At 61.4% G+C, this 23,514-nt stretch carries 22 protein-coding genes and 2 tRNA genes; 9 read left to right on the forward strand and 15 right to left on the reverse strand.

The window, feature by feature from the left end; genetic code table 11:
- The first annotated feature begins 84 nt into the window (after positions 1 to 84).
- From FEV51_RS00800 to FEV51_RS00815, 4 genes are all read left to right on the forward strand, one after another.
- Positions 85 to 1,329: a putative DNA modification/repair radical SAM protein gene (locus tag FEV51_RS00800; protein WP_138615334.1), complete on the forward strand. Its 1,245-nt coding sequence runs from the start codon at positions 85 to 87 to the stop codon at positions 1,327 to 1,329.
- Positions 1,326 to 2,810, forward strand: a complete 1,485-nt coding sequence (locus FEV51_RS00805) for a UdgX family uracil-DNA binding protein (protein ID WP_138615335.1) — start codon at positions 1,326 to 1,328, stop codon at positions 2,808 to 2,810. The genes FEV51_RS00800 and FEV51_RS00805 overlap by 4 nt, the downstream gene beginning before the upstream one ends.
- Positions 2,811 to 2,906: 96 nt before the next feature.
- Positions 2,907 to 3,536: a LysE family translocator gene (locus FEV51_RS00810; RefSeq protein WP_138615336.1), complete on the forward strand. Its 630-nt coding sequence runs from the start codon at positions 2,907 to 2,909 to the stop codon at positions 3,534 to 3,536.
- A gap of 67 nt (positions 3,537 to 3,603) precedes the next feature.
- Positions 3,604 to 4,263 carry an extensin-like domain-containing protein gene (locus FEV51_RS00815; protein WP_138616291.1) on the forward strand — a complete coding sequence of 220 codons (660 nt, stop codon included), beginning with the start codon at positions 3,604 to 3,606 and terminating at the stop codon, positions 4,261 to 4,263.
- Position 4,264: 1 nt separating this feature from the next.
- Here the strand turns inward: FEV51_RS00815 and phoB are convergent, their stop codons facing one another.
- From phoB to recJ, 11 genes are all read right to left on the reverse strand, one after another.
- Entirely contained in the window at positions 4,265 to 4,951 is a 687-nt protein-coding gene (phoB, locus tag FEV51_RS00820; protein WP_138615337.1) for a phosphate regulon transcriptional regulator PhoB, read from the reverse strand.
- Between the two features lie 70 nt (positions 4,952 to 5,021).
- Complete coding sequence (gene phoU / locus FEV51_RS00825) at positions 5,022 to 5,693, reverse strand: phosphate signaling complex protein PhoU (RefSeq protein ID WP_138615338.1); 672 nt, start codon at positions 5,691 to 5,693, stop codon at positions 5,022 to 5,024.
- Positions 5,693 to 6,484, reverse strand: coding sequence for a phosphate ABC transporter ATP-binding protein PstB (gene pstB / locus FEV51_RS00830; RefSeq protein ID WP_138615339.1), 792 nt, complete (start codon positions 6,482 to 6,484; stop codon positions 5,693 to 5,695). Before pstB ends, phoU begins: the two co-directional genes overlap by 1 nt.
- A complete protein-coding gene (gene pstA / locus FEV51_RS00835; RefSeq protein ID WP_138615340.1) occupies positions 6,478 to 7,740 on the reverse strand; it encodes a phosphate ABC transporter permease PstA in 1,263 nt (420 codons plus the stop codon). Before pstA ends, pstB begins: the two co-directional genes overlap by 7 nt.
- Positions 7,733 to 9,118, reverse strand: a complete 1,386-nt coding sequence (gene pstC / locus FEV51_RS00840; RefSeq protein ID WP_138615341.1) for a phosphate ABC transporter permease subunit PstC — start codon at positions 9,116 to 9,118, stop codon at positions 7,733 to 7,735. Before pstC ends, pstA begins: the two co-directional genes overlap by 8 nt.
- A 15-nt stretch (positions 9,119 to 9,133) precedes the next feature.
- Complete coding sequence (locus FEV51_RS00845) at positions 9,134 to 10,183, reverse strand: substrate-binding domain-containing protein (RefSeq protein ID WP_138615342.1); 1,050 nt, start codon at positions 10,181 to 10,183, stop codon at positions 9,134 to 9,136.
- A 121-nt stretch (positions 10,184 to 10,304) separates the two neighbouring features.
- Positions 10,305 to 11,645, reverse strand: coding sequence for a porin (locus tag FEV51_RS00850; RefSeq protein WP_138615343.1), 1,341 nt, complete (start codon positions 11,643 to 11,645; stop codon positions 10,305 to 10,307).
- A gap of 100 nt (positions 11,646 to 11,745) precedes the next feature.
- Positions 11,746 to 12,942: a sensor histidine kinase gene (locus FEV51_RS00855; protein WP_138615344.1), complete on the reverse strand. Its 1,197-nt coding sequence runs from the start codon at positions 12,940 to 12,942 to the stop codon at positions 11,746 to 11,748.
- A gap of 77 nt (positions 12,943 to 13,019) precedes the next feature.
- A tRNA-Glu gene (locus FEV51_RS00860) sits at positions 13,020 to 13,094 on the reverse strand.
- Positions 13,095 to 13,129: 35 nt separating this feature from the next.
- Positions 13,130 to 13,204, reverse strand: a tRNA-Glu gene (locus tag FEV51_RS00865).
- Between the two features lie 83 nt (positions 13,205 to 13,287).
- Complete coding sequence (gene recJ / locus FEV51_RS00870; RefSeq protein ID WP_138615345.1) at positions 13,288 to 15,075, reverse strand: single-stranded-DNA-specific exonuclease RecJ; 1,788 nt, start codon at positions 15,073 to 15,075, stop codon at positions 13,288 to 13,290.
- A gap of 83 nt (positions 15,076 to 15,158) precedes the next feature.
- On the opposite strand from recJ, the gene FEV51_RS00875 reads away from it, so the two are divergent.
- From FEV51_RS00875 to FEV51_RS00885, 3 genes are all read left to right on the forward strand, one after another.
- A complete protein-coding gene (locus tag FEV51_RS00875) occupies positions 15,159 to 15,641 on the forward strand; it encodes a flavodoxin family protein (protein WP_138615346.1) in 483 nt (160 codons plus the stop codon).
- Between the two features lie 206 nt (positions 15,642 to 15,847).
- Positions 15,848 to 16,624 (forward strand): hypothetical protein, encoded by a 777-nt coding sequence (locus FEV51_RS00880; RefSeq protein WP_138615347.1) that lies wholly within the window; start codon positions 15,848 to 15,850, stop codon positions 16,622 to 16,624.
- A gap of 50 nt (positions 16,625 to 16,674) precedes the next feature.
- On the forward strand, positions 16,675 to 17,163 hold the full coding sequence (locus FEV51_RS00885) for an AHH domain-containing protein (protein WP_138615348.1): 489 nt from the start codon (positions 16,675 to 16,677) through the stop codon (positions 17,161 to 17,163).
- On the opposite strand, the gene FEV51_RS00890 is transcribed toward FEV51_RS00885, so the two are convergent.
- Together FEV51_RS00890 and FEV51_RS00895 are read right to left on the reverse strand one after the other, a co-directional pair.
- Positions 17,160 to 18,128, reverse strand: a complete 969-nt coding sequence (locus tag FEV51_RS00890) for an NAD(P)H-dependent flavin oxidoreductase (RefSeq protein WP_138615349.1) — start codon at positions 18,126 to 18,128, stop codon at positions 17,160 to 17,162. The genes FEV51_RS00885 and FEV51_RS00890 overlap by 4 nt on opposite strands.
- 81 nt (positions 18,129 to 18,209) lie before the next feature.
- A complete protein-coding gene (locus FEV51_RS00895) occupies positions 18,210 to 19,277 on the reverse strand; it encodes an amidohydrolase family protein (RefSeq protein ID WP_138615350.1) in 1,068 nt (355 codons plus the stop codon).
- A gap of 211 nt (positions 19,278 to 19,488) precedes the next feature.
- On the opposite strand from FEV51_RS00895, the gene FEV51_RS00900 reads away from it, so the two are divergent.
- Together FEV51_RS00900 and FEV51_RS00905 are read left to right on the forward strand one after the other, a co-directional pair.
- The gene (locus FEV51_RS00900) at positions 19,489 to 19,902 is read left to right on the forward strand and encodes a hypothetical protein (protein WP_138615351.1); all 414 of its coding nucleotides are present in this window, start codon (positions 19,489 to 19,491) and stop codon (positions 19,900 to 19,902) included.
- 389 nt (positions 19,903 to 20,291) lie between these two features.
- Positions 20,292 to 20,513, forward strand: a complete 222-nt coding sequence (locus FEV51_RS00905; protein WP_138615352.1) for a hypothetical protein — start codon at positions 20,292 to 20,294, stop codon at positions 20,511 to 20,513.
- 38 nt (positions 20,514 to 20,551) lie between these two features.
- On the opposite strand, the gene leuA is transcribed toward FEV51_RS00905, so the two are convergent.
- Complete coding sequence (leuA, locus tag FEV51_RS00910) at positions 20,552 to 22,228, reverse strand: 2-isopropylmalate synthase (protein ID WP_138615353.1); 1,677 nt, start codon at positions 22,226 to 22,228, stop codon at positions 20,552 to 20,554.
- A 246-nt stretch (positions 22,229 to 22,474) separates the two neighbouring features.
- Positions 22,475 to 23,509, reverse strand: coding sequence for a ketol-acid reductoisomerase (gene ilvC, locus FEV51_RS00915; protein ID WP_138615354.1), 1,035 nt, complete (start codon positions 23,507 to 23,509; stop codon positions 22,475 to 22,477).
- Positions 23,510 to 23,514 lie beyond the last annotated feature (5 nt).

A 23,514-nucleotide genomic window follows, 5' to 3' on the forward strand; every position in this document is an offset into this window, starting at 1 on the left:
CCATTTACGCTCAATGTCCCAGAGGGTTCCCGCAACTTAACTTATGATGCTGGCAAATCGCAAAAAAGAACATATAAGGAACGAATGGCTGCTAAAACTATCCTCGAAAAACTCGGTATCCTTGCCGATGCAGCCAAATATGATGCGTCCTGCGCTTCTTCAGGGACGACGAAGAAAAGCTCGCTTGGCGGAAAAGGCATCGGCTCGACTGAGGGGATGGGTATTTGCCATGCTTATGCGCCCGATGGACGCTGCATCTCGCTGCTCAAGGTATTGCTGACCAATCACTGCATTTTCGATTGTCATTACTGCATCAACCGGAAAAGTTCGAATGTGGAGCGCGCGCGATTTACGCCGCAGGAAGTGGTGGATCTTACGCTGAACTTCTACCGCCGCAATTATATCGAGGGTCTGTTTCTGTCCTCCGGCATCGTGAAAAGTTCCAATCACACTATGGAGCAGATGGTGGAAGTGGCGAGGATCCTGCGCGAAGAGCATGATTTCCGTGGTTACATCCATCTCAAGACTATTCCAGAAGCAGATCCCCAGCTGGCGCATCAGGCGGGTCTTTATGCTGACCGGGTTTCCATCAATGTCGAATTGCCCACCGATGCTGGTCTGACCCGACTCGCGCCGGACAAGGATGCGCGTCAGATCGAAGGCGCGATGGGTCAGGTTACTTCGGATCTGGCTGAGAACAAGGATGCGCGAAAACGTTTCCGTCATGCGCCGCGCTTTGCTCCAGCAGGCCAATCAACCCAGATGATTGTCGGTGCGGACAAGGCCAGTGATGCCGATATCGTGGGCAAGGCAAGCAGGCTGTATGATAGCTTCAAATTACGCCGGGTGTACTATTCGGCCTTCAGCCCAATTCCTGATGCCAGCGCAGTGTTGCCGCTGAAACGTCCGCCCCTTATTCGCGAACACCGGTTGTATCAGTCTGACTGGCTGATGCGGTTCTATGGCTATAAACCCGCCGAGGTTATGCAGGCGACCGATGCGGACGGTAATTTGCCGCTGGATATTGATCCCAAGCTGGCCTGGGCACTGAAATTCCGCGAAAGTTTCCCGGTCGACGTCAATCGTGCCAGTCGGGAACAATTGCTGCGAGTGCCCGGTCTGGGGGTGAAGGCCGTTCACAAAATTGTCGCGTCACGCCGGCACCGTACTTTGCGCCTTGATGATGTGGCGAAGCTGACGTTGTCGATCACCAAGGTGCGTCCCTTCATATGCGCGGCGGACTGGCGCCCGGTGACACTGACGGACCGGGCCGATCTGCGTAGCCTGCTGGCGCCCAAGACCGAACAGCTGGAACTGTTCACAACATGATTGCGCTCCAGCACGCCAAGATTGATGCGCATTACGTCGTCAGGCTCCCCGAAGCGGATGATTTCGACTTTTGGCGCGAGCGTGCGCGGACGCTGGTGCAAAGTGACGTGCCGCCAGAGCGGGTTGCGTGGGTGGAACCGGGCGGCTCTGGCGATCTGTTCGCGGCAGCTGCGTCTCCGCACGGCGAACGGCAGATGCCGGTCCCACCTCCCGGTGCCAGCCTCGTGCGCGCGAACAAGCGCTTCGTCAGTCTGGCGCGCAACGCCATCCTGCATTCCGACGCTGACCGTTTTGCGCTGCTTTACCGGTTGTTATGGCGGTTGCAGGCGGCCCCGCGGATGATGGAAGACAAGGCCGATAGCGATGTGCGCCGGATCGAAGAGCTCGCCAAGAATGTCCGGCGTGACAGTCACAAGATGCACGCTTTCGTGCGTTTCCGCCTTGTGGAACCAGAAGGTCTAGAAAGTCCAGAAGGTCCAGAAGGTGAGGAAGTGGGCGAGCACTATGTCGCCTGGTTCGAGCCGGAGCATCACATCCTGCGTGCCAATGCCGGGTTCTTCATGCGCCGCTTCGCCAACATGAAATGGTCGATCCTGACCCCGCAAGGCTGTCTGCATTGGGATGGCAAAACCATGTCGGAAGGTCCTCCTGCCCAGCGCAGCGATGCTCCTGAGGGTGATCCGATGGAGGATTTGTGGCGCAAATATTATGCCTCGATCTTCAATCCTGCGCGGCTGAAGGTCGGCGCTATGCTGAAGGAAATGCCCAGGAAATACTGGAAGAATATGCCCGAAGCCGCGTTGATCCCGGAATTGATTGCCGGGGCACAGGCGCGCGAGGCCACAATGGTGGCGGCGGGCGCGTTGGAATTCGATCAGCGGCCCGAAACGCTCACCGCTATCGACAAGGCGCTCCATGCCTGCCGCAAATGCCCGATTGGCAATCTGGATAATCACGCGGTGATGGGCGAGGGGCCGCAGGATGCGGCGCTGATGATTGTGGGCGAGCAGCCGGGTGATCAGGAAGATTTGGCCGGGCGCCCCTTTGTCGGGCCTGCGGGGCAGCTACTCGACAGCCATCTGGAAAGGGCCGGAATTGATCGTCAGCGGGCCTATGTCACCAACACGGTCAAGCATTTCAAATACGTGATGAGTGGCAAACGGCGATTGCACAAATCGCCCGCCGCGAAGGAGATCGATACCTGCCGCTGGTGGGTGGAGGCCGAGCGCGCGATCGTGCAGCCAAGGCTGGTGCTCGCACTGGGGGCCAGCGCCGCGCGCGGAGTGCTGGGCAAGACGGTCAGCATCACCAAGGCTCGCGGTGCGCCGATAGTGCTCGATGATGGTAGCGAGCTGTGGATCACCGCGCACCCTTCCTACCTGCTGCGCCTTGAAGGACCTGCGTGCGAGGAACAGACGCGGCTGTTTGACGCGGATCTTGCGGCGGTAAAAGTGCGGCTCGCGCAGCTAGAGCAGAATTGATGCTGTATGCAGCCGAAGCATAGTAAGCTTGCGCATCACCAATCCATCATTCCGAAATCGCGCGATTTCTACTGAGGATATTGCTAGGCGCTGGACATGATCGACGCTGAAAAATTGGCTGCATTTGCGCTGGTAACTGCCACCACCAGCATTGTGCCGGGGCCTTCGATGCTGTTTGTGACCAGCCAGGCGATCTGGCGCGGTGCGCGGTCGGGCATCGCGGCGTTGCTGGGTATGCAGATCGGTTATGTGGTCTGGTGGATCGTGGCGGCATTTGGCCTTGGCACGCTGGCGGCGGCATATCCGCTGGCGTTTCGGCTGCTGGCAGTGGCAGGCGTGCTGTATCTGGCATGGCTGGGCATTGCGGCGATCAGGCATTCGTTCCGTAGCGATGACGCTGCTGCTGAACCTGCAAGGGAACCTTCGCGCCATGCCTTTCGCGATGGGATCATGGTGGCGATCGGCAATCCGAAATCGCTGATTTACATGGCTGCGATCATTCCGCCATTTGTTGATGCGGGGAGCCCGGTTGGGGTGCAGATCATGGTGCTGGCGCTGGTCGCGCTGACCGCCGATTTGGCGATTGGCGGAATGTATATTGGTGCCGGTCGCAAGCTGGCCGGAGTGATGGAGAGTGCGGCCACGCGCAAGTGGATTGACAGGGGCATTGGCGGTGCCTTCCTGATGATTGCGGCTGTCATCCTGACCGATTTGCTGGGAATGTAAGCCGGTGGCGGTAATCTCGCGAAAGATCGGCAGGTTTTCGGGCGACCGACGGGTTGTGGCCCTGCTCATGCTGCTGGCGTTGCTGGTTGGCGGGCGCACCTGGCTGGCCGCACATCCCCAGCATGATCCGTGGGCTCCGCTGGATTTGAGGCATCCTGAGGGATGGGCCACCGAGGCCAAGCTGCTGGCCTTAAGAAGCGATACAGCAGCCTGCCGCGCGGTTCTGGAGCGTAGCGAGATTGGCTTTGCCGCTCTGGCGCCGGCGGGCGAAGGCGACTGTCGGCGCGAGGATCGGACGCGGTTGACTGATTATCCGCTCAGTCCTGCGACGCCGCCAATGACATGTCTGTCGGCAGTGGCATTGAAGCGGTGGAAACGTGACGTTCTCGAGTCGGCTGCACAGGATATTTTCGGTAGTAAAGTCGAACAAATAGAGCATCTTGGTGCCTATTCCTGCCGCCGTCTCTATGGCCGAAATGACGGCCCTTGGAGCGAGCACGCGACTGCCAATGCTATCGACATCGCCGGTTTTGTTCTGGCCGATGGCACGCGCATCAGCGTGCTGCGCGATTGGCAGGGTGAGGGGGACAAGGCCCGCTTCCTGCGGGAAATCCGCGATGGGGCTTGCGGCGCTTTCGCAACAGTTCTCAGCCCCGATTACAATGCCGCACACCGCGATCATCTGCATCTGGATATGACGGCGCGCTGGAGCAGTGTCTGCCGGTAACTCAGGGTTCGATCGAATAGCCTGCGCTGCGCACGGTGCGGATCAGTTCGGCACCGCCGTCCACTTCGATAGCTTTGCGTAAACGGCGGATATGGACGTCCACAGTGCGCAGCTCGATATCGCTTTCCGTGCCCCAGACACCGTCGAGCAATTGGTTGCGGCTGAACACTCTGCCGGGATTTTCCATCAGGAATTTGAGCAAGCGAAACTCGGTGGGGCCGACATGGATGGGTTGTCCCTGACGCGTGACCTTATAGGCGACGGGATCCAGCGCGACATCGCTGACTTGCAGGCTCTCCCCAGCCAGCGCCGGACGGATCCGCCGCATCACTGCCGCCACCCGCGCCAGCAACTCGCGCGGTGAGAATGGCTTGGTCAGGTAATCGTCGGCGCCGGTTTCCAGCCCGCGTATGCGGTCGTCTTCGACTTCGCGGGCGGTCAGCATGATGATCGGGATGTGCGCAGTGGCTTTGTCGCGGCGCAGGCGGCGGCAAACCTCAATCCCGCTGGTCCCTTCTATCATCCAGTCAAGGATCACAAGATCGGGCACGTCCTCGCTTGCCAGCAGCAGCGCCTCGTCACCGTCCGCAGTGGTGCGGACGCGGTACCCCTCGTTGGTGAAGCGATATTCGAGCAATTCAGAGAGGGCGGGATCGTCCTCAACCAGCAATAGTTTGGCCGCGTGCACTGGAGCGCCTTCCTGCGAAAGATTCGTCTCGGTCGGCAAAGCTTTATGACCTCCAGGCTACAGTAATGTGTCAGCCATCGTCGTCGGGCGGATAAACCCCGGTTGCGGCATAATGGACCATTTCAGCAACATTCGTTGCATGGTCGCCAACGCGTTCCAGATTGCGCGCCACGAACAGCAATTGTGCAGCGCTGCTGATGGTCGAGGGGTTTTCGACCATGTGGCTGACCAGATTGCGGAAAATCGAATTGTAGAACGCATCGACCTTTTCATCGGTGGCGATGACCTGGAGTGCCAATTCGGCATCGCGCGCGGCATAGGCGGTCAGCACATCATGGACCATTTCGGCGGCCACTTCGGCCATTGCAGGGAGCAGGGTCAGCGGTTCAAACTGTTTGCGGCTGCGGCTGATTTCCTTGCTGGCCTTGGCGATAGCCTTGGAATAATCGCCGATCCGCTCCACCACGCCGGCGATCTTGAGCGCGGCAATCACTTCGCGCAGATCGTCCGCCATCGGTGCGCGCAATGCGATCACGCGAATGGCCAGCTTGTCGATTGCGGTTTCCAGCGCGTCGATCTTGCGGTCATTCTTGACCACGCGGTCGGCCAGCGCGTCGTCGCCCTTGACCAGCGCTTCCATCGATTCATGCACTGCAACTTCGGCCAGTCCGCCCATCTCCGCGATCAGGCCGCGCAGCCGGGTGATGTCCTCGTCGAATGCCTTGACGGTGTGTTCCTGCATCAGCCGTACCGTCCCGTAATATAGTCCTGGGTCCGCTTTTCGAGCGGGGTGGTGAATATGTCAGATGTGCGCCCGTATTCCACCATTTTTCCCAGATGGAAGAATGCGGTGCGCTGGCTGACGCGGGCGGCCTGTTGCATCGAGTGGGTGACGATGACGATGGCGTAGCTGCCGTTAAGCTCGTCAATCAGCTCCTCGATCTTGGCGGTCGCAATGGGATCCAGGGCCGAGCAAGGCTCGTCCATCAGGATAACTTCGGGATCGACGGCAATGGCGCGTGCGATGCAAAGCCGCTGCTGCTGGCCACCCGAAAGCGCGGTGCCGCTGTCCTGCAGGCGGTCTTTGACCTCCTGCCACAGACCAGCCCGCTGAAGCGATTTTTCGACTATGGCGTCGAGCTCGTCTTTACCCTCGGCCAGCCCGTGGATGCGGGGGCCGTAAGCGATGTTTTCGTAAATCGACTTTGGGAAGGGGTTGGGTTTCTGGAATACCATCCCCACACGGGCGCGCAACTGCACCACATCCATGCCAGAGCGATAGATGTCCGCCCCGTCCAGTTCGATCAAGCCTTCAACCCGCGCCGAAGGAATGGTGTCGTTCATGCGGTTGAGCGTGCGCAGGAAAGTCGATTTGCCGCAGCCAGACGGGCCGATGAAGGCCGTGACATATTTGGTCGGGATGTCGATCGACACCTCGTCAATCGCCTTCTTGTCTCCGTAATATACGGACACATCGCGCGCCTGCATCTTGGCGTCGGTATCTTCCAGATTGGGATGGACTACAGTCACCATTTTTTCTCGAATTTGTTGCGCAGGTAGATTGCGAGGCCGTTCATCACGAGCAGGAACAGCAATAGCACGATAATTGCCGCGCTGGTGCGTTCAACGAAGCCGCGGTCGATTTCATCCGACCACAGAAAGATCTGCACCGGCAATACGGTTGCGGGCGAGGTAAAGCCATCGGGCGGCGTAGCGACAAAGGCGCGCATACCGATCATCAGCAGCGGCGCGGTTTCGCCCAATGCGCGCGCCATGCCGATGATGGTGCCCGTCAGAATGCCGGGCAGGGCAAGCGGCAGAACATGATGGAAAACCACCTGAACCGGAGAGGCGCCGATGGCCAGCGCCCCATCGCGGATACTGGGCGGGACCGCCTTAATAGCATTGCGCCCGGAAATCACGATGACTGGCATGGTCATCAGCGCCAATGTCATACCGCCGATCAGCGGGGCAGAGCGGTAGCTGGGGAAGATCCACAGGAACACCGCGAGCCCCAACAGGCCGAAGATGATCGAGGGCACAGCCGCCAGATTGTTGATCGAAACTTCGATCACATCGGTCCAGCGGTTCTTGGGAGCGTATTCTTCAAGATAGAGCGCCGCCAGCACACCGATGGGAAATGCCAGCAGCAGGGTGACGATCATGGTCAGGATAGACCCCTTGAGCGCGCCCCAAATGCCTGCCGCCTGCGGATCGGTGGCATCGGCACGTTGCAGGAAGCCGGTGTCGAAATTCTTCTCCAACACGCCCTTGTCAGCGAGATCGGCGGCCAGCGCCTGTAGTTCGGGCGAGCCTTCACCCGAATAGCCTGCTGCCAGATCGGCGCTGGCGGGCAGGTTGAAGGTAACTTCGCTGCTGAGGGTTTGCGGATCGGCAATCACGGCATCGGCAACATCGCGCCACGCGGTTGCGCTGAGTTCCTCGGCTCCCGCTTCGCCAAGCGCCTTGACCGCGTAGAATTCGACCACAGCGGGCAGCCCCTGCGCCTTCAGCGAATTGGCGGCACCGGCCTGCTCCATCATCACCGGATCTGCCGCGATCCCGGATTGCGAGAAGTCTATCGGCACAGTCAGTTCAGTGCGCTGGAACCCGCCGATCCCGTTGATGGTCATAGTGACCAGCAGGAACAGCAACACGCCGACGGAGAACAGCACCGCGCCCAGACCCAGGGCCTTGAACCGCTTTTCCGCTGCGTAGCGCTGCTGCAACCGCTTTTCGAAAGCTGCCGTGCGGGTCGGGGTGCGAGTGGGCTCAGCCGCGTCAGTCATAGGCTTCCCGGTACCGCTTGACGACGCGCAGGGCGATGAAATTGAGCCCCAGCGTCACGAGGAAGAGCACAAAGCCCAGCGCAAAGGCGCTGAGCGTGGCGGGATGGTCGAAGCTGCCTTCGCCGGTCAGCATGGCGACGATCTGCACAGTGACCGTGGTCATCGCCTCAAGCGGGTTGGCAGACAGGTTGGCCGCAGTGGAGGCGGCCATGACGACAATCATGGTTTCACCAATTGCGCGGCTGATCGCCAGCATCACCCCGGCCACGATACCGGGCAGGGCGGCGGGCACCAGCACGCGGCGGATTGTCTCATTGGTGGTCGCACCCATTGCCAGACTGCCATCGCGCATTGCCTGCGGAACCGCCGCTATGCTGTCGTCCGCCATCGATGAAACGAAGGGAATGATCATGACGCCCATGACCAGACCAGCGGCCAGCGCACTCTCGCTGGAAGGGTTGGACATCCCCAACGAAAAGCCAAGGTCGCGGATAGCGGGCGCAACAGTCAGCGCGGCGAAATAGCCATAGACCACTGTCGGCACGCCAGCGAGAATTTCGAGCGCCGGTTTGAGCCAGGCACGCAATCGGGGGGTAGCGTATTGTGTAAGGTAAATTGCGCTCATCAATCCAAGCGGGATCGCGACGATCATCGCAATAATCGCGCCGATGAAGATAGTGCCCCAGAACAGCGGGATCGCGCCATAGCGGCTGCCATCTGGCACCTCTGGATTGGCCATCGGGTCGGGACCCCAATGCGTCCCGAACAGGAAATCGAGTGGTGAGACCATCCCGAAAAACCGGATGGTTTCAACCACCAGACTGACCACAATGCCCAAGGTTGTGAGGATCGCGATCAGCGAAGCGGCCAGCAGGATGCCCATCACTGCGCGTTCGACGCGAGTGCGGGCGGTAAAGTCAGGCTTCAGCCGCAGAAACGCCCAAACACCTGTCATAAATGCGATTGCCAGCGTCACTGCCAGCCCGATCCACTGATAGCGCGCGATGGCCGCGCGGTAGGGATCAACCAGCGCCGCAGCGTCGGGATTGAACACCGCTGGCGCGGCTCCGGTGGCAACATTGCGCGCTTCGTTCAGGATCATCTGACGCTGAAAGCCGAAGCTGGGCAGGTTCGATGCGGCAGCGTCGGCCAGCACCGATTGCGTGATCAGACCCGGTGAAATCACGGTCCACAAGGACACGAATAACAGCACCGGCACTGCGATCCACAGCGCCACATACCACGCATGGTAACTGGGTAATGCGGCCAGCTTGATGCCGGGTTTGGCCCGGCGGAAACTCCACGCGCGTGCGCGCGCCGCCAGCCATCCGGCAAGGCCGAGCCCGAGGGCCAGGAGAAGCAGGATGGCTGGGGACATACTCTGGTGCGAGCCTTACTTCAGCTGCGCGCCATCGAGGGTCGTGAACTCGGTCACAGCCTTGGCATTGGCTGCCATCACGTCGTCAGGCGAAGCGACCAGACCAAGCTTGGCCAGCGGGCCGTCCTTGCTCCACACATTGCTCCACTCAGCCAAGAATTCCTTGAGGCCGGGAATGGCGTTCAGATGCGCCTTTTTCACATAGATATAAAGCGGACGCGCGCCGGGATAGGCGAAGCTTGCGATGTTGTCATAGGTCGGGGCAACGCCGTTCATATTCAGCCCCTGCACCTTGTCGGCGTTCTCCTCAAGATAGGAGTAGCCAAAAATCCCCACGGCATTTGGATTGCTTTCGATCTTCTGGACGATCAGGTTATCCTGCTCGCCCTGATCGACATAAAGGCCGTCTGAACGCACTTCGGTGCACAGGGTCTTAAACTCGTCTTCGTTGCTGTCCTTTAGCGCCTTCATGTCGGCATTGGTCTTGCACCCGGCTTCAAGCACCAGTTCCTTAAGCGCGTCGCGCGTTCCCGAGGTGGAGGGCGGGCCGTAAACCAGAATCGGCTTGTTCGGCAGTGAGGGATCGACATCGGACCACGTCTTGGTGGTCTGTTCCTTGCCAAAGGGCTTGGCGGCCAGCGCCTTGTAAACAATCTCTGGCGTCAGGTTCATGGTGATCCCGCCCTGCGCCGATGCCAGCGCAATACCGTCGAGGCCAACCTGAATTTCGATGATGTCGGTCACGCCATTGCTGCCGCAGGTCGCGAATTCGCTGGCCTTCATGCGGCGCGAGGCGTTGGCGATGTCCGGCGTGTTCGGGCCAAGTCCCTTGCAGAATTCAGAGATGCCGGCACCCGAGCCGATGGATTCGATGATGGGCGATTTGAAATCCGGGTTGGAACGCACAAAGCTTTCCGAAACCGCCTTGGCGAACGGGAACACGGTGGACGATCCGACTGCACGGATAGAATCGCGCGAACCGCCGCCGTCACCGCCATTGCCGCCGCAAGCCGCAAGGGCGAGGGCAGATACTGCGGCGAATACGATATGCTTGGTCTTGAACATGATAAAACCCCTTGGGTTGGAAGACTGACAGCGCCAGAGCGCAGAATTGTTACAGCGTCGCGACACGCCTCCGACTTCCGCTGAAAGGGACGATTCGACCGTCCCTTTAGCGGTCCTCGGATCAGAAATCGACCTGCGCGCGTACGGCGAAGGCATCGACCGAATAAGACCGGTCACCGTTGGCCGTGGGATAGACCGCATCGTCATAAACCATCTTGCCGTAATTCAGCAGGAAGCGGGTGTAGTCGGTCGGGGTCCACACCAGCGATGCGCCAAACCCGTTCTGTATTCCGCCCACGATCCCGCTATCGTTGAGATCGAGATAGTCGTAGCGCAAATTGACCTGAATGGCGCCGATGCCGCCTTCGCCAACAGCGTTTTTGGGTTTGATGCGGTCGAAAGTCCCCTTCTTGTACCCGCGCTTGTCACCGCTGGTCAGGAAGTATCCCACTTCGGCATAGCCGCCGAAGAAGGTGGGATCGCTCAAGGCGCCGGGGCGATTGAGCTGCTGCCAAAACGCCTCGCCCGTTACATGGAACGGGCCGGAGATCGCAGCGGCTTCGAGGCCCAGCCCGAACTCGCTCGACGCGCCAAGGCTGGCGGTGTCGATGAACCGATTGCTGGTGAAGTGGACCAGCGGGCGCTGGCGGTAACGCACGGTGCTGCCATCTTCGAGGTCGGTGTAGTGGATGGATCCGCCAAGGTGGAGCTGGGTGCCGCCCATCTTGGGCATGGCCACCACACGGCCATCCGCGCTCCAGTTTTTGTTCGACAGATCACCGATATTGTCGGTGAACACGCCGCCCTGAACCAGCACATCGCCTGTGCCATATTGCAGCGAGGCACCGACGCGGCGTTCAAAGCCAAACGCATCGGTGAAGGCGGCACGTTCGATCATCGAGGTGTTGAGGCTGCTGGTCAGTTCTTCCAGGCCCTGGAAATTGTTGTGGTGACCAACGGTCGCGGTCAGCCCGCCATCCTCATAGGACAGGAAGCCATCGGCGACTTCGACATCGTTACCGGCGATATCGACTTCGAATTTGTAGCCGAAACCACCGGGTATGTCGCCCTGAACGCCCAGTCGGGCGCGGCGTACTTCATTGCCAAAACCGTCTTCGCGACCGGTCGAATCGGGCGCATTGGTGATGCCCGCGTCGAATTGCAGGCGGCCACGCGGCTTGAAGCTCCACCCGCCTTTGCCTTCGATGACTGGTGCGCCTTTCCAGCTGATTTTGGTGTCAGGCTCTGCGGCAGCAGGCAGTGCCGCGACGATGGTGGCCTGCGATTCGATTTGCTGATTGGCTTGCTGCAGCTCGCCCTCGAGCTGATTGATCCGCGTGTTCATGGCATCCAGCTGAGCGCGCATGGCGGCCAATTCGCTGGCGGTGTCCTGTGCATAGAGCGGGGTGGCGACGGTGCAGCTGAGCGCGGCAGCCATGACGGAAAGACGAAGAAGAGACATACCCGGAAAATTCCTAGACGGTTTCGATCCGGATCGGCCTCTATGACGGCGATATTACAGCCATGTGACACGTGGGTTTGCGCAATGGAAACTGTGTGGATTAATCCGTGCCTTCACCCGGTTCTTCGGGCGCCAACGGCAGCTCGACTGTCACTTTGGTGCCCTGTCCCGGCGCGCTGGTGATATCCATTCGCCCGCGGTGACGCTCGACAATGTGTTTGACGATGGCAAGTCCAAGGCCGGTGCCGCCCGACGCTCGGCTGCGGCCCGGATCGGTGCGGTAAAACCGCCGGGTGAGGTGGGGAAGATGCTCAGACGCGATGCCTTCCCCCTGATCAGCCACGCTCAGTGACACCCGGTTGTCGCCAACCGGCTCCAGCGTTACGGCAACTGGCGTCTCGGGAGTTCCATATTTGCACGCGTTCTCGACCAGATTGCGCACCAATTGCTCAAGCTGCTGAGTATCGCCGCGCACGGTGAAGCCATGCGGCGTGGAAAACGCGATCCGGTCAGCGTCATCGGCCCCTGCGCCGTCCTGCGCAGCGCGCTCGGCCAGTGCTGCCAGTTCAACGTGATCCTCGGGAAGCTCGTGCTTTTCGGCTTCGATCCGTGACAGCGACATCAGATCGCTGACCAGCGCCTGCAGCCGCCGCGCCTCGCGTAGGATCGTCTTCTGGAAGCGGTTGGCTGTGGCGCTATCAAGCTCGTCACCGCCTTCACGCAGCGTTTCGACATAGCCGATGATGGAGGACAGCGGCGTGCGCAATTCATGGCTGGCATTAGCGACAAAATCGGTGTGCGCGCGGCTAATGTCAGCTTCGGCGGTCTTGTTGACGAATTCGATCACCGCCAGCCCGTAATCCAGCTTCTTGCGATTGATCCGCCAGATATCGCGCCGCCGTGCCAGCCCTCGCACCACCGCCACGCCATCGCCATCCCGGTCGATCAGCCGAACCGCCTCGGGCTGGCGCAATGCCATCCGCACATCCTGCCCCAGCACATGCGCGCCCAGCAGCTTGCGTGCGGCAAGGTTGGCAATTGTCACGCGGTCACCCTCGGTCACCAGCACCGGCGTTTCGGAATGCTCGACCAGATCGTCCATAGTATCGCGCAGGAATGGTGAGCCGTTGCGTTCGGTTTCAATCGGGGGCGGGGCATCGCCGACCAGCCACAGCGAGCCCAGCCAGACCAGCAGAACCGCCACCACTGCCACCCAGTCGAAGCCAAGCAGCAACAGAATGACACAGGTTGTCAGCGCAATAGCGATGGCAGGAACGGGGATGGGGCGAGATGCCATGACGCGCCGGGCTTAGCCGCCAAGCAGGGCCTATGCCAGTCGCAAAACCGCGAACGGAAACACAATATCTGTAAAAATGGTGACCCCTACGAGAATCGAACTCGTGTTTCAGCCGTGAGAGGGCCGCGTCCTAACCGCTAGACGAAGGGGCCGCGCCGGTCACCGCCGGGATGCCGCTGCACCGCCGTGGTGACCCCTACGGGAATCGAACCCGTGTTTCAGCCGTGAAAGGGCCGCGTCCTAACCGCTAGACGAAGGGGCCATACCCGTTTCCGGGCCGGTGCGTGGCGGGCCATCTAGGCGTGGCGGGGCAGGGCGTCAACCCTCGTTTCCCGTGGCAATGAATCAATCGGCCCAGGCAGCGTCGTCGACCTGCAATTCCGCCTGCGGACGGCTGCCCCAATCGTCGATCTTGGCGCGCCCGGCCAGCCACAGCCGCCGGCCACGTGCGCCATGCAGCAGAGCCTGACCCATGTCGCTGTCAGCTGCACGAAAGGCGATTCCCTTGAAGCTGCGGCCATCATCGCCGCCCGCGATCATGCGGACATGCCCGTTGCCGACGATATCGCATTTGATAAGCCGGACCGGCCCCACTGCGATACGCGGACCGGGCCAGCCCATCCCGTAAGGTCCACCTTCCTCCAGCGAATTGACAAGCTCGGGCGTCAAACCGCCGGGTGATACTGCCAGATCGAGCAGCATGCGCCGCTCGGCAGACGCGCGGGATACAGCGGTGGAGAGATGTTCATCAAGCCATTCGGAAAAGGCATCCAGCTGCGCCGCATCGACTGTCAGCCCAGCCGCCATGGCATGTCCGCCGCCCGCCACCAGCAGACCTTCTTCACGCGCACGGATGATTGCCGCGCCAAGGTCAACGCCGGAGATCGAGCGACCTGACCCCTTGCCCTGTCCGGTTCCCTCATCAAGCGCGATGACCACTGCCGGTTTGCCGGTCTTCTCCTTGATGCGTCCGGCCACGATGCCGATGACGCCGGGGTGCCAGCCCATGCCCGAAACGACTTGCACGGCACGGTTGTGCTGGCCCGCCAGCTGCGCCTCCGCCGCCTCCTGTACCTCGCCTTCGATGATACGGCGTTCGTCGTTCAGCGCGCTGAGCTGCGCCGCGATCTCGCGCGCCTCTTCGGCATCCTGTGTGGTCAGCAACCGCACGCCCAATGTCGATTCGCCCACACGACCGCCCGCATTAATGCGCGGCCCCAGTGCGAAGCCCAGATCCGAGCAGGCCGGCGCACGCTTGAGCCGGCTGGCGTCGATCAGCGCGGCCATGCCGATATTGTCACGACGCGCCATGACCTTCAGCCCCTGCGCCACAAAGGCACGGTTCAGGCCGTGCAGCGCAGCAACATCGGCCACAGTCCCCAGCGCGACCAGATCGAGCAGCGCAAACAGGTCTGGCTCTTTCCGGTCGGTGAAAAACCCGCGAGCGCGCAAGGTGCGCACGATTGCGACCGCCAATAGGAATGCCACGCCAACTGCGGCCAGATGGCCGTGGGATGCGGCAAGATCGCGTTCGTCCAGCCGGTTAGGATTGACCAGCGCAGTGGTGCGGGGGAGCTCTGGCGAGCATTTGTGATGATCGACAACAATCACGTCGATACCTGCATCATGCGCCTGCCCCAGCGCCTCATGCGCCATTGCCCCGCAATCGACAGTAACGATCAGGCTGCTGCCAGCCTCGCCCAGCCGCACCAGCGCCTCTCCCGACGGGCCATACCCCTCCAGCAGCCGGTCAGGGATGTAATAGCCCGCTTCGACGCCCAGATCACGCAGCAACAGGATCAGCAGCGCCGAACTGGTTGCGCCATCAACATCATAATCGCCGTAAATCGTGATCCGCTCGTTCGTGAGAACAGCCTGAACAATCCGCTCGGCGGCGGTATCCATATCGCTGAATTCGGACGGATCGGGGAGAAACCCGCGCAATGTTGGCGCGCGATGCCGGGCCAGATCATCATGCGCCACACCACGTGACAGCAAGATCTGTTCGACAATATCGCCCCCGCTGCCGGGGCCGCCATCGCCCAGCTCCATATTCCCGCCACGCCAGTGCCATGCGCGGCCGGTTAGCGAGTTGGTGACACCATAGACGGGGGCGGTGGTTTGCGTGGCCATGCGGCACAGTAGCGCAGCCCGGCGGAGCGAGAAAGCGCGCGGCGGTTGACAATCGACAGCTGACCGCGCTGTGCTGCGCCGCGATGGAACCGACATTGCTTATTGCCTGGCACAGCCGGACCGGCGCGAGTGAGGCGCTGGCGCGTGCGGCTGCCGATGGTGCTGGCGCGGCGGCGGTATTGCGGCGCGCGGCAGATGTGATGCCAGAGGATTTACTCAAGGCGCGTGCTTATCTGTTCGTCTCTCCCGAAAATCTGGCGAGCATGAGCGGGTTGATGAAAGAGATGTTCGACCGCTGCTATTACCCCGTGCTGGGTCGGATAGAGGGGCGGGGCTATGCGACCATGATTGCTGCGGGGTCGGATGGTGAGGGCGCGCAGCGGCAGATTGACCGGATCGCGACCGGGTGGCGACTGCGCCGCGTTGCCGAACCGATGATCGTCAACACTGCTGCGCAGACACCCGAGGCGATCCTTGCCGCCAAGCATCTGTCAGACGCCACTCTGGAGCAGGCGCGGGATCTGGGCGCAGCGATGGGTGAGGGGCTGGCTCTGGGCATTTTCTAAGGCAATTGGGGCGGTATCGGATGTATCTGCCCTGTGGAGACTCGACGAGAGGCGAAATTCGCGTCAAAACCTGATGACTTCGGAGCATAGGAACAAGTTTGATCGGCCAAGGGGCGCAAATCGGATCGGGCGCTGGCCCGACGAACATAATCTTGCCGGGTCTCTATCTCCTTTTCGACAGGGGTGGGCGGCCCACGCGCAGTGAGGTGAGCGGATTGCTCCCGTCGCTCTCCCGCGCGGCGATCAGCCATGATCCGGCGCAGCGCGCTGGCGGCGCTTCGTCACAGCTGCACGGCGGCAACCGGGCGCGCATTTCGGTGACGGCTGATGGAAGGAGGCCCAGTCGGGGTAATGCCGAGCGCTATGATGCCAGGCGGGACGCCTGGCTTGAGCTGTTGGTTGACGGCCTGACCTTCGACCTGTTGGGCCTCGCGCCGGGACCGGCGCTGGATACTCCCGCCATCTCCCATCTTTTCAGCGTGCCGACCGATCTCGATCTTGGCGCGATGGATGCGATTGGTCTGTTCCCCGGCCCGCATCTCTGTGGCGGCGCGAATTCACTGCCGGTGGTGCGCACCATGTTGGCGCTGGCATCCGATATGGCCGAGGCGCTGGGCGCGGTGCGGGCGGTGGTATGGTCGCCCGCCAGTTCAGCCATCGCGCCTGCGTTCTTCCGTAAGATTGTTGCCAGCTGGCTGCGCGGGGGACCGTTTCCGGCGATGGGGGTGGTGTCTTACGCCGTAGATGGCGAGGGCGGCCTGCAATCGGAGGGGCTGGCCTTCTTCAACGGGCAGGAGCTGGCCTTGTCCCCGGCGCTCTCCGATGACCGCATTGCTGCCACCCGGCTTGCTGCACGGCTGGTTCACGAACTGGTGGCGAGCGGCGCAATCACCGAGGATACCGTCTTCGCCACCGAGGACGGCGGCCAGATCATGCTGTCCCCCGACACCGCCGGTCGCACCATCCGGGTCACCGGGATGTAGCGCGGCTGGTCGGACCCGGTCGCCACGAAGCGGGTCGCCAGCGGACCCGCCTGCCGTTCCGCGCGGTCAATCGCCGCGGCACGCCGCAGCACGACCCGGGGCTTCAGCGTCATCACCTGCTGGCGCGCCAATTGCTGTCGCAGAACTGCTTCGCCAAGCTGTTCGCCGCACTTGGGCTGGTCCGCATCGGCTTTGACGATTTCCGCCGCAACGGGATGCTGCTGCCAGCGCGCGAAGAGGCCGCGTTCCGGCTGGCGCTGCCGCTGCACCGGGGGCAGCATCGCGATTACAACACAATGGTGATCGACCGCGCCGGGCAGATCGAAAGCCGCTGGTCGCGCCATCGTCTGGCCGATCCTGATCAGGCGGGCGAAACCGCGCTGATGCGGCTGGGCCTGCTGCAAACTGCGCTGCGCCGCCGCCTGCTGGACGAACGTGAACCCTATCGCCTCAACCGCAAGGACCCGCTGGGCGCCGGCCTCGATTTCGCCGAATTGGACGCGATGGCGGAAAGCCTGTGGTGCGCTACCGGAGCTTAAGCGGTCGCCTTCGTCAGCGCTGCCTTGGCGGCGACATACTCGCTCTCAAGCCGCGCGACCATGTCCTCGACTGATCCGACCGATTTGACTGTTCCGATGCCCTGTCCCGAACCCCAGATGTCCTTCCACGCCTTGACCTTGGTGTTGCCGCCGCTGCCGAAGTTCATCTTGCTGGGATCGCTGGTCGGCAGCGCGTCAGGGTCCAGACCCGCCGCCTCGATGCTGGAGCGAAGGTAATTGCCATGCACGCCGGTGAAGAGGTTGGTGTAGACGATCCCGTCCGCATTCCCCTCGACGATGCCGTCCTTGTAACTGTCGTCTGCATTGGCTTCTTCGGTGGCGATCCAGGGCGATCCGATATAGCCAAAGTCCGCCCCCAGCGCCTGCGCCGCCAGTATCGAGCGGCCATGAGCAATCGAGCCCGACAACGCCACCAGCCCATTGAACCACTCGCGGATTTCCTGCATCAGCGCGAAGGGGCTGAGCGTGCCCGCATGGCCGCCAGCACCGGCGGCGACCGGGATCAGGCCGTCGGCACCTTTCTCGATGGCTTTGTGGGCGAAGCGGTTGTTGATCACGTCGTGCATGGTGATCCCGCCCCAGCTGCGCACAGCCTGGAATATCTCCTCGCGCGCGCCCAGCGAGGTGATGACCAGCGGCACCTGCCATTTGGCGCAGGTCTGCATATCGGCTTCCAGCCGGTCGTTCGAACGGTGGACGATCTGGTTGACCGCATAGGGCGCAGCGGGCCGTTCAGGATGCGCGCGGTTATGCTCCGCCAGTTCCTCGGTAATGCGGTGCAGCCACTCGTCCAGCTCGCTTTGCGGGCGCGCGTTCAGCGCCGGGAAGCTGCCGACAATCCCCGCCTTGCACTGCGCGATCACCAGTTCGGGACCGGACACGATGAACAGCGGCGATCCGATTACCGGTATGCGGAGTTTGTCGAAGGGGGCGGGCAGGGTCATGCAGCTGCTTTCGTTGCGGGGTGAAACTGATTGCGGCTTATGGACTGCCGGCAGGCTTGTCGAGACTGCCGCTACGGAAGGTCAGCCGCCTTTCAGCAGATCCCCAATTCCATAGATCCGCGCCGCCGTACCCGCGAACAGCGCATGCTTGTCACCCGCCGACGCCCCGCTGGTCAGCCGCTTGAACGTGTTCCACAACACCGGATAGCTGGCGCCCCAGCGGTCAACCGGATAGTTGCTTTCGAACATCGCACGGTCTGGCCCGAACGCCTCGATGCAGGTTTCGATATAGGGCCGCCACAGGCCCGCCAGATGCTCGGACGACTGACCCTTGGCCGGACCGTCATCGGGCATACCGCAGAATGGCATCGCCAGTCCGCCCAGCTTTACGCAGACATTGGGGCATTCGGCCAAGTCGTGGATCGCCCGCCGCCACCGGTCGAAGTTGTCATGCAGTTTGCCGTGATAGCTGGCGATGCCAAGCGGTGTGCCGCAATGGTCCAGCACGATGGACTGATCGGGAAAGGCGCGCGCCAGGTCGAGCACATCGCCCAATTGCGGCTCCAGCACCCACGCATCGAAGGTCAGGCCATGCTCGCCATAGGCCGCAAACCCTTCACGGAACGCGGCGCTGCCCAGCAGCCCCTGCGGCGCGTGGAACGGCGGGCCAAGCACCTCACGGTCGGCATCCCATGCGGCGGAGTGCCGGATGCCGCGAAACCGTCCGCCGCCCGCCGCAAGCAGCGCCTCGACCACGGGCTTCACCGCATCGCCCAATGTCAGATCGGCATGACCGACAATGCCCGCGCAGGGGCGGTATTTGCCATACAGCCCGCTCGCCCCCTGCGCCGCAACGCCGTTCACAAACTCGACCTCACCAACCGATTTGAGCGCCTCGCCCCGGCTCGCATTGTAGAACGCGCCGCATTCCATGAAGACAGTGCCGATCACATTGTGCCCACTGTGGGTATCGGCATGCAGCGCATCGAAGGTGTAATGCGCCGCCCCGGCAAGCGCTGCGACAAAGGGATGGTGCGGCTCGGGAAAGGCCGGAACCACCGCGCGCAGATCCCACAGGTGATGATGCGGATCGATGATCGGCAAATCGGGTTCAAGGATCGCTTCGGATGCGGCGGGTGCTTGGGACAAGAACGGTTCTCAATGGGTTGGGTCCGAATGTAGGACCAATGTTGGAGGTTCGTGCGCAAGCCCTACTGGATGGAACACATGGAACACGGTCCTGAAAGAGAAAAGTTGTAATCTGCGAAGCCCCGGGGGGCAGGGCATCTGTGCAAGCAGTCGAAATTGCGGAGGGTCATCTGGCGGCGATTAGCAAGTCTCGAGCGTGTAGGAAAATCATATGGCTGTAAGCGACCCAATAGCAGACGTTGACGAATTGGTGCATGTTCACGGAATGACGCTCAAGATTTTTGAAGCMAACACACTCATTGGCGACGCTGATGTGTTTGCGCTCGACCCACCCATGTGCGTGGCAATGGCAAAATTTTCTCCGGCGAGAGACTATGATGCGAACCGACACGCCAATGTGATCGACGGAGATTACGTTGGCGACCGCACTGACATCTTGCGTCTAGAAATGGCTGATGGGTCAACGATGAAGAGTGAGGCAATCTCAATCCAAGACTATCCTACGTTGGATGAGCGCCAGGTTGATTTGATTGGGATATTTGAGCCGAGCTTTGATGAGCTTTTCAAAGAGCACCCGAGTTACACGGCGTATTGGCAGGCAGTCTGCTACAGGCCCGCTCCGTGAGAAAGCTGTCCGACGGCAAACGACCCAGTTGCAGACATTCCGCTGAGGTGACACTATCCGCATCCATCAACAAGGAAGTGGCTCCGCGAGGGACTGGTTATGCGCTTATGGGCGCAACAGTGCTGGCCTATCTCTCACGGCCTTGGTCTTGCACCTCGGCCCTGTCCCAGTTCGCCCCAGAAGACGCTGTTCCGTATGCGCAATTCGACTACCACGGCGTCGGCGCGATCTTAGCGTGGTTAGCCGCACTGATCTTCGCCGCTCCAATACTATGGCTCGCGCGGAAGGTGTTTCTAGATCGAGCGGCCACCTTGCGCATTTTTGGTCGCGGGCCAAATGCGAAGTCCACGGTAGTATGTATCCTCATTGCACTGGCGATAGGCGCGCCGATGCATTCCCAACTCTCCTACCTCATAGGTTTGCCGATCGGCGTTACCGCGCCGATCATTGTCAGTTCGCTGATCTGGCTGCTGATAGTAGAAATTGGTCGCACAGCGGCAGTGGAGGGCCACCCACTCAGCAAACGCGCTATCCGCGTGGCGGTAGTCGTGGCATCGCTGGTGACAGTCCCGAAGCTGGCGCTGACCGGATACGCCGCAATCAACGGCTGAATGTCCGCTTCCCACCCCAAACCCGTCGCACGCTCTTGCTACACTACCGCCGAATTTGCCGCGCTGAGCACCGCCCGGACGCTTGCCGTCGCGACATCCTCGTCGATGCCGACGCCCCAGATGGTACGGCCGTCGGGGGTGCGGCATTCCAGATAGGCTGCAGCGCGGGCATCACGGCCGGTGCCAAGGGCGTGCTCGGTGTAATCGGCGATTTCGATCTTCAGGCCGAAGCTTTCCTCGATAGTGGTCACGACTGACGAGATCAGGCCGTTGCCGCGCCCGCTGACGGTCTGCTGCGTGCCGTCCACGGCGATGGTGCCGAGGAACAGGCGCGTGCCATCGGCGGCGCGGCGTTCTTCATAGGCCACCAGCTGGAAATGCCGGGGCTGGGTCTGGATATGATAGGCGGTGCGGAACGCTTCCCAGATGTCGGGCGCGGTCAGTTCGCGGCCCAGGCGGTCGGCCATGCGCTGGACATGCGGGCTGAAATCGGCCTGCATTTTCTTGGGCAGTTTGAGGCCCTGATCCTGTTCCAGCACCCAGGCAAACCCGCCCTTGCCGCTTTGCGAATTGACGCGGATCACCGCTTCATAGCTGCGGCCCAGATCGGCGGGATCAATGGGGAGATATGGCACGCGCCAATGCTCTTCATTCTGCCGGCCATGCGCGGCAAAGCCCTTTTTGATCGCGTCTTGATGGCTGCCCGAAAAGGCGGTGTAAACCAGCTCGCCGCCATAGGGATGGCGTTGGTGGACGGGGATCTGGTTGCAATATTCGACGGTCTCGATCACGCGGTCGATATTGGAGAAATCGATCTTGGGATCAATACCTTGGGTGTACATATTGAGAGCCATTGTAACCAGACAGCAATTGCCCGTACGCTCGCCATTGCCGAACAAACAACCCTCCACACGGTCGGCCCCGGCCATCAGCCCCAGTTCAGCCGCAGCCACGCCGGTGCCGCGATCATTGTGCGTGTGCAGGCTGATCACCGCGCTTTGCCGGTTGGGCAGATTGCGGATGAAATATTCGACCTGATCGGCATAGATATTGGGCGTCGCCGCCTCCACCGTGGCGGGCAGGTTGAGAATTACCGGACGGTCGGGCGTGGGGGCGAGCGTGGTCATCACCGCTTCGCAAACCTCAAGGCTGAAATCCAGCTCGGCGGTTGAGAAGGTTTCGGGGCTGTATTGGAAATGCCAGTCTGTGTCCGGGCGCTTGGCGGCTTCGTCCCGCATCACCTTGGCGCCTGCCACCGCGATCTGCTTCACCTGTTCACGGCTCATGGCGAACACGATCTCGCGCCACGCGGGGCTGACGGCGTTGTAGAGATGGACGATAGCAGAGCGCGCCCCGGACAGGCTGGCAAAGCTAGTGCGGATCAGATCCTCGCGGCTTTGTGTTAGCACCTGCACCACCACATCGTCTGGCACGCGGCCGGAATGGATCAGGCCGGAGATGAAATCGAACTCGGTCGCGCCCGCGCTGGGGAAACCGACTTCGATCTCCTTCACGCCAATTTCCACCAGCATATCAAAGAACCGGTTCTTCTTATGCGCGTCCATCGGATCGACAATCGCCTGATTGCCGTCGCGCAGATCGGTGGATAGCCAGCGCGGCGGCGCGATAATCGTGCGGGTCGGCCACTGGCGGTCGGTCAGCGGGACTTGGGGAAACGGCGCATATTTGACGCCGGGATCGCGGAGCATGGTCATGAAGATGTCTCGAAACGGTCGGTCTGCGGGGGGAGGATGACTGCGGCCCTTGGGTGCGGATCGCGCACCGTTCAGGCACGCAATCTCACGCCCAAGGGCGGATTAGTCGCAGAATGTGTCCGTTGCGGATCATAGGCTCGGGCATTGCGTAAAATGTCGCAGGGCGCAAGGCTTGCTTGGCTTTTCTGTCGCCGACCCAGCATTAGCAGGGTCAATTGTTGCAAACCTGTCGCGCCGTCAGCGGCCTCAGTTGCGATCCTTGTCCACCAGTTTGTTGGCACCGATCCACGGCATCATGGCGCGCAGATGGGCGCCGGTCTTCTCGATCGGATGCGCGGCGGCGGCCTTGCGACTGGCTTTCAGTTCGGGCTGGCCCGCCTGATTGTCGAGCACGAAGTCCTTCACGAAGCGACCGGACTGGATGTCCTTCAGCACGCGCTTCATCTCGGCCTTGGTTTCATCGGTGATAATGCGGGGGCCGGTTTTGATGTCGCCATATTCGGCAGTGTTGCTGATCGAATAGCGCATGTTGGCGATGCCGCCTTCATACAGCAGATCGACGATCAGCTTGGTTTCGTGGAGGCATTCGAAATAGGCCATTTCGGGCGCATATCCGGCTTCCACCAGCGTTTCGAACCCGGCCTGGATCAGATGGGTGATCCCGCCGCACAATACCGCCTGCTCACCGAACAGATCGGTTTCGCATTCTTCCTTGAAATCGGTTTCGATGATGCCCGAACGCCCGCCGCCAACCGCGCTGGCATAGGACAGGGCGAGCTGCTTGGCGAAACCGTTGCCGCCGCTCTGGCTGCTTTCCTGATGCACTGCGATCAGGCACGGCACGCCGCCGCCCTTGAGATATTCCCCGCGCACGGTGTGGCCCGGCCCCTTGGGCGCAATCATGATGACATCGACATCACCGGGCGGGTCGATCAGGCCGAAATGGATGTTCAGCCCGTGGGCGAAAGCCAGCGCGGAGCCGGGGCGCAGCTTGCCCGCGACTTCACCGGCATAGATCGACGCCTGATGTTCATCGGGGGCGAGGATCATCAGCACATCGGCCCATTCCGCAGAATCGGCGACCGATTTGACGGTGAAGCCCGCGTCCTGTGCCTTCTTGGCAGAGGCCGAGCCATCGCGCAGCGCCACGACCACTTCGCCAACACCGCTGTCGCGCAGGTTCTGCGCATGGGCGTGGCCCTGGCTGCCATAGCCGACAATCGCGACCTTCTTGTCCTTGATCAGGCCTGTGTCGCAATCGGCATCGTAATAGACTTGCATTGTTT

The organism is Qipengyuania marisflavi, assembly GCF_005884405.1.
In the GTDB taxonomy this organism is placed as follows: domain Bacteria; phylum Pseudomonadota; class Alphaproteobacteria; order Sphingomonadales; family Sphingomonadaceae; genus Qipengyuania; species Qipengyuania marisflavi.

What these genes read in the sequence shown, in the direction of transcription:
- FEV51_RS00800 (WP_138615334.1), top strand. Translation starts at nt 85, where the DNA reads ATGGCTGCTAAAACTATCCTCGAAAAACTCGGTATCCTTGCCGATGCA.
- FEV51_RS00805 (WP_138615335.1), top strand. Translation starts at nt 1,326, where the DNA reads ATGATTGCGCTCCAGCACGCCAAGATTGATGCGCATTACGTCGTCAGG.
- FEV51_RS00810 (WP_138615336.1), top strand. Translation starts at nt 2,907, where the DNA reads ATGATCGACGCTGAAAAATTGGCTGCATTTGCGCTGGTAACTGCCACC.
- FEV51_RS00815 (WP_138616291.1), top strand. Translation starts at nt 3,604, where the DNA reads ATGCTGCTGGCGTTGCTGGTTGGCGGGCGCACCTGGCTGGCCGCACAT.
- phoU (WP_138615338.1), bottom strand. Translation starts at nt 5,693, where the DNA reads ATGCAGGAACACACCGTCAAGGCATTCGACGAGGACATCACCCGGCTG.
- pstB (WP_138615339.1), bottom strand. Translation starts at nt 6,484, where the DNA reads ATGGTGACTGTAGTCCATCCCAATCTGGAAGATACCGACGCCAAGATG.
- pstA (WP_138615340.1), bottom strand. Translation starts at nt 7,740, where the DNA reads ATGACTGACGCGGCTGAGCCCACTCGCACCCCGACCCGCACGGCAGCT.
- pstC (WP_138615341.1), bottom strand. Translation starts at nt 9,118, where the DNA reads ATGTCCCCAGCCATCCTGCTTCTCCTGGCCCTCGGGCTCGGCCTTGCC.
- FEV51_RS00845 (WP_138615342.1), bottom strand. Translation starts at nt 10,183, where the DNA reads ATGTTCAAGACCAAGCATATCGTATTCGCCGCAGTATCTGCCCTCGCC.
- FEV51_RS00850 (WP_138615343.1), bottom strand. Translation starts at nt 11,645, where the DNA reads ATGTCTCTTCTTCGTCTTTCCGTCATGGCTGCCGCGCTCAGCTGCACC.
- FEV51_RS00855 (WP_138615344.1), bottom strand. Translation starts at nt 12,942, where the DNA reads ATGGCATCTCGCCCCATCCCCGTTCCTGCCATCGCTATTGCGCTGACA.
- recJ (WP_138615345.1), bottom strand. Translation starts at nt 15,075, where the DNA reads ATGGCCACGCAAACCACCGCCCCCGTCTATGGTGTCACCAACTCGCTA.
- FEV51_RS00875 (WP_138615346.1), top strand. Translation starts at nt 15,159, where the DNA reads ATGGAACCGACATTGCTTATTGCCTGGCACAGCCGGACCGGCGCGAGT.
- FEV51_RS00890 (WP_138615349.1), bottom strand. Translation starts at nt 18,128, where the DNA reads ATGACCCTGCCCGCCCCCTTCGACAAACTCCGCATACCGGTAATCGGA.
- FEV51_RS00905 (WP_138615352.1), top strand. Translation starts at nt 20,292, where the DNA reads ATGCATTCCCAACTCTCCTACCTCATAGGTTTGCCGATCGGCGTTACC.
- leuA (WP_138615353.1), bottom strand. Translation starts at nt 22,228, where the DNA reads ATGACCATGCTCCGCGATCCCGGCGTCAAATATGCGCCGTTTCCCCAA.
- ilvC (WP_138615354.1), bottom strand. Translation starts at nt 23,509, where the DNA reads ATGCAAGTCTATTACGATGCCGATTGCGACACAGGCCTGATCAAGGAC.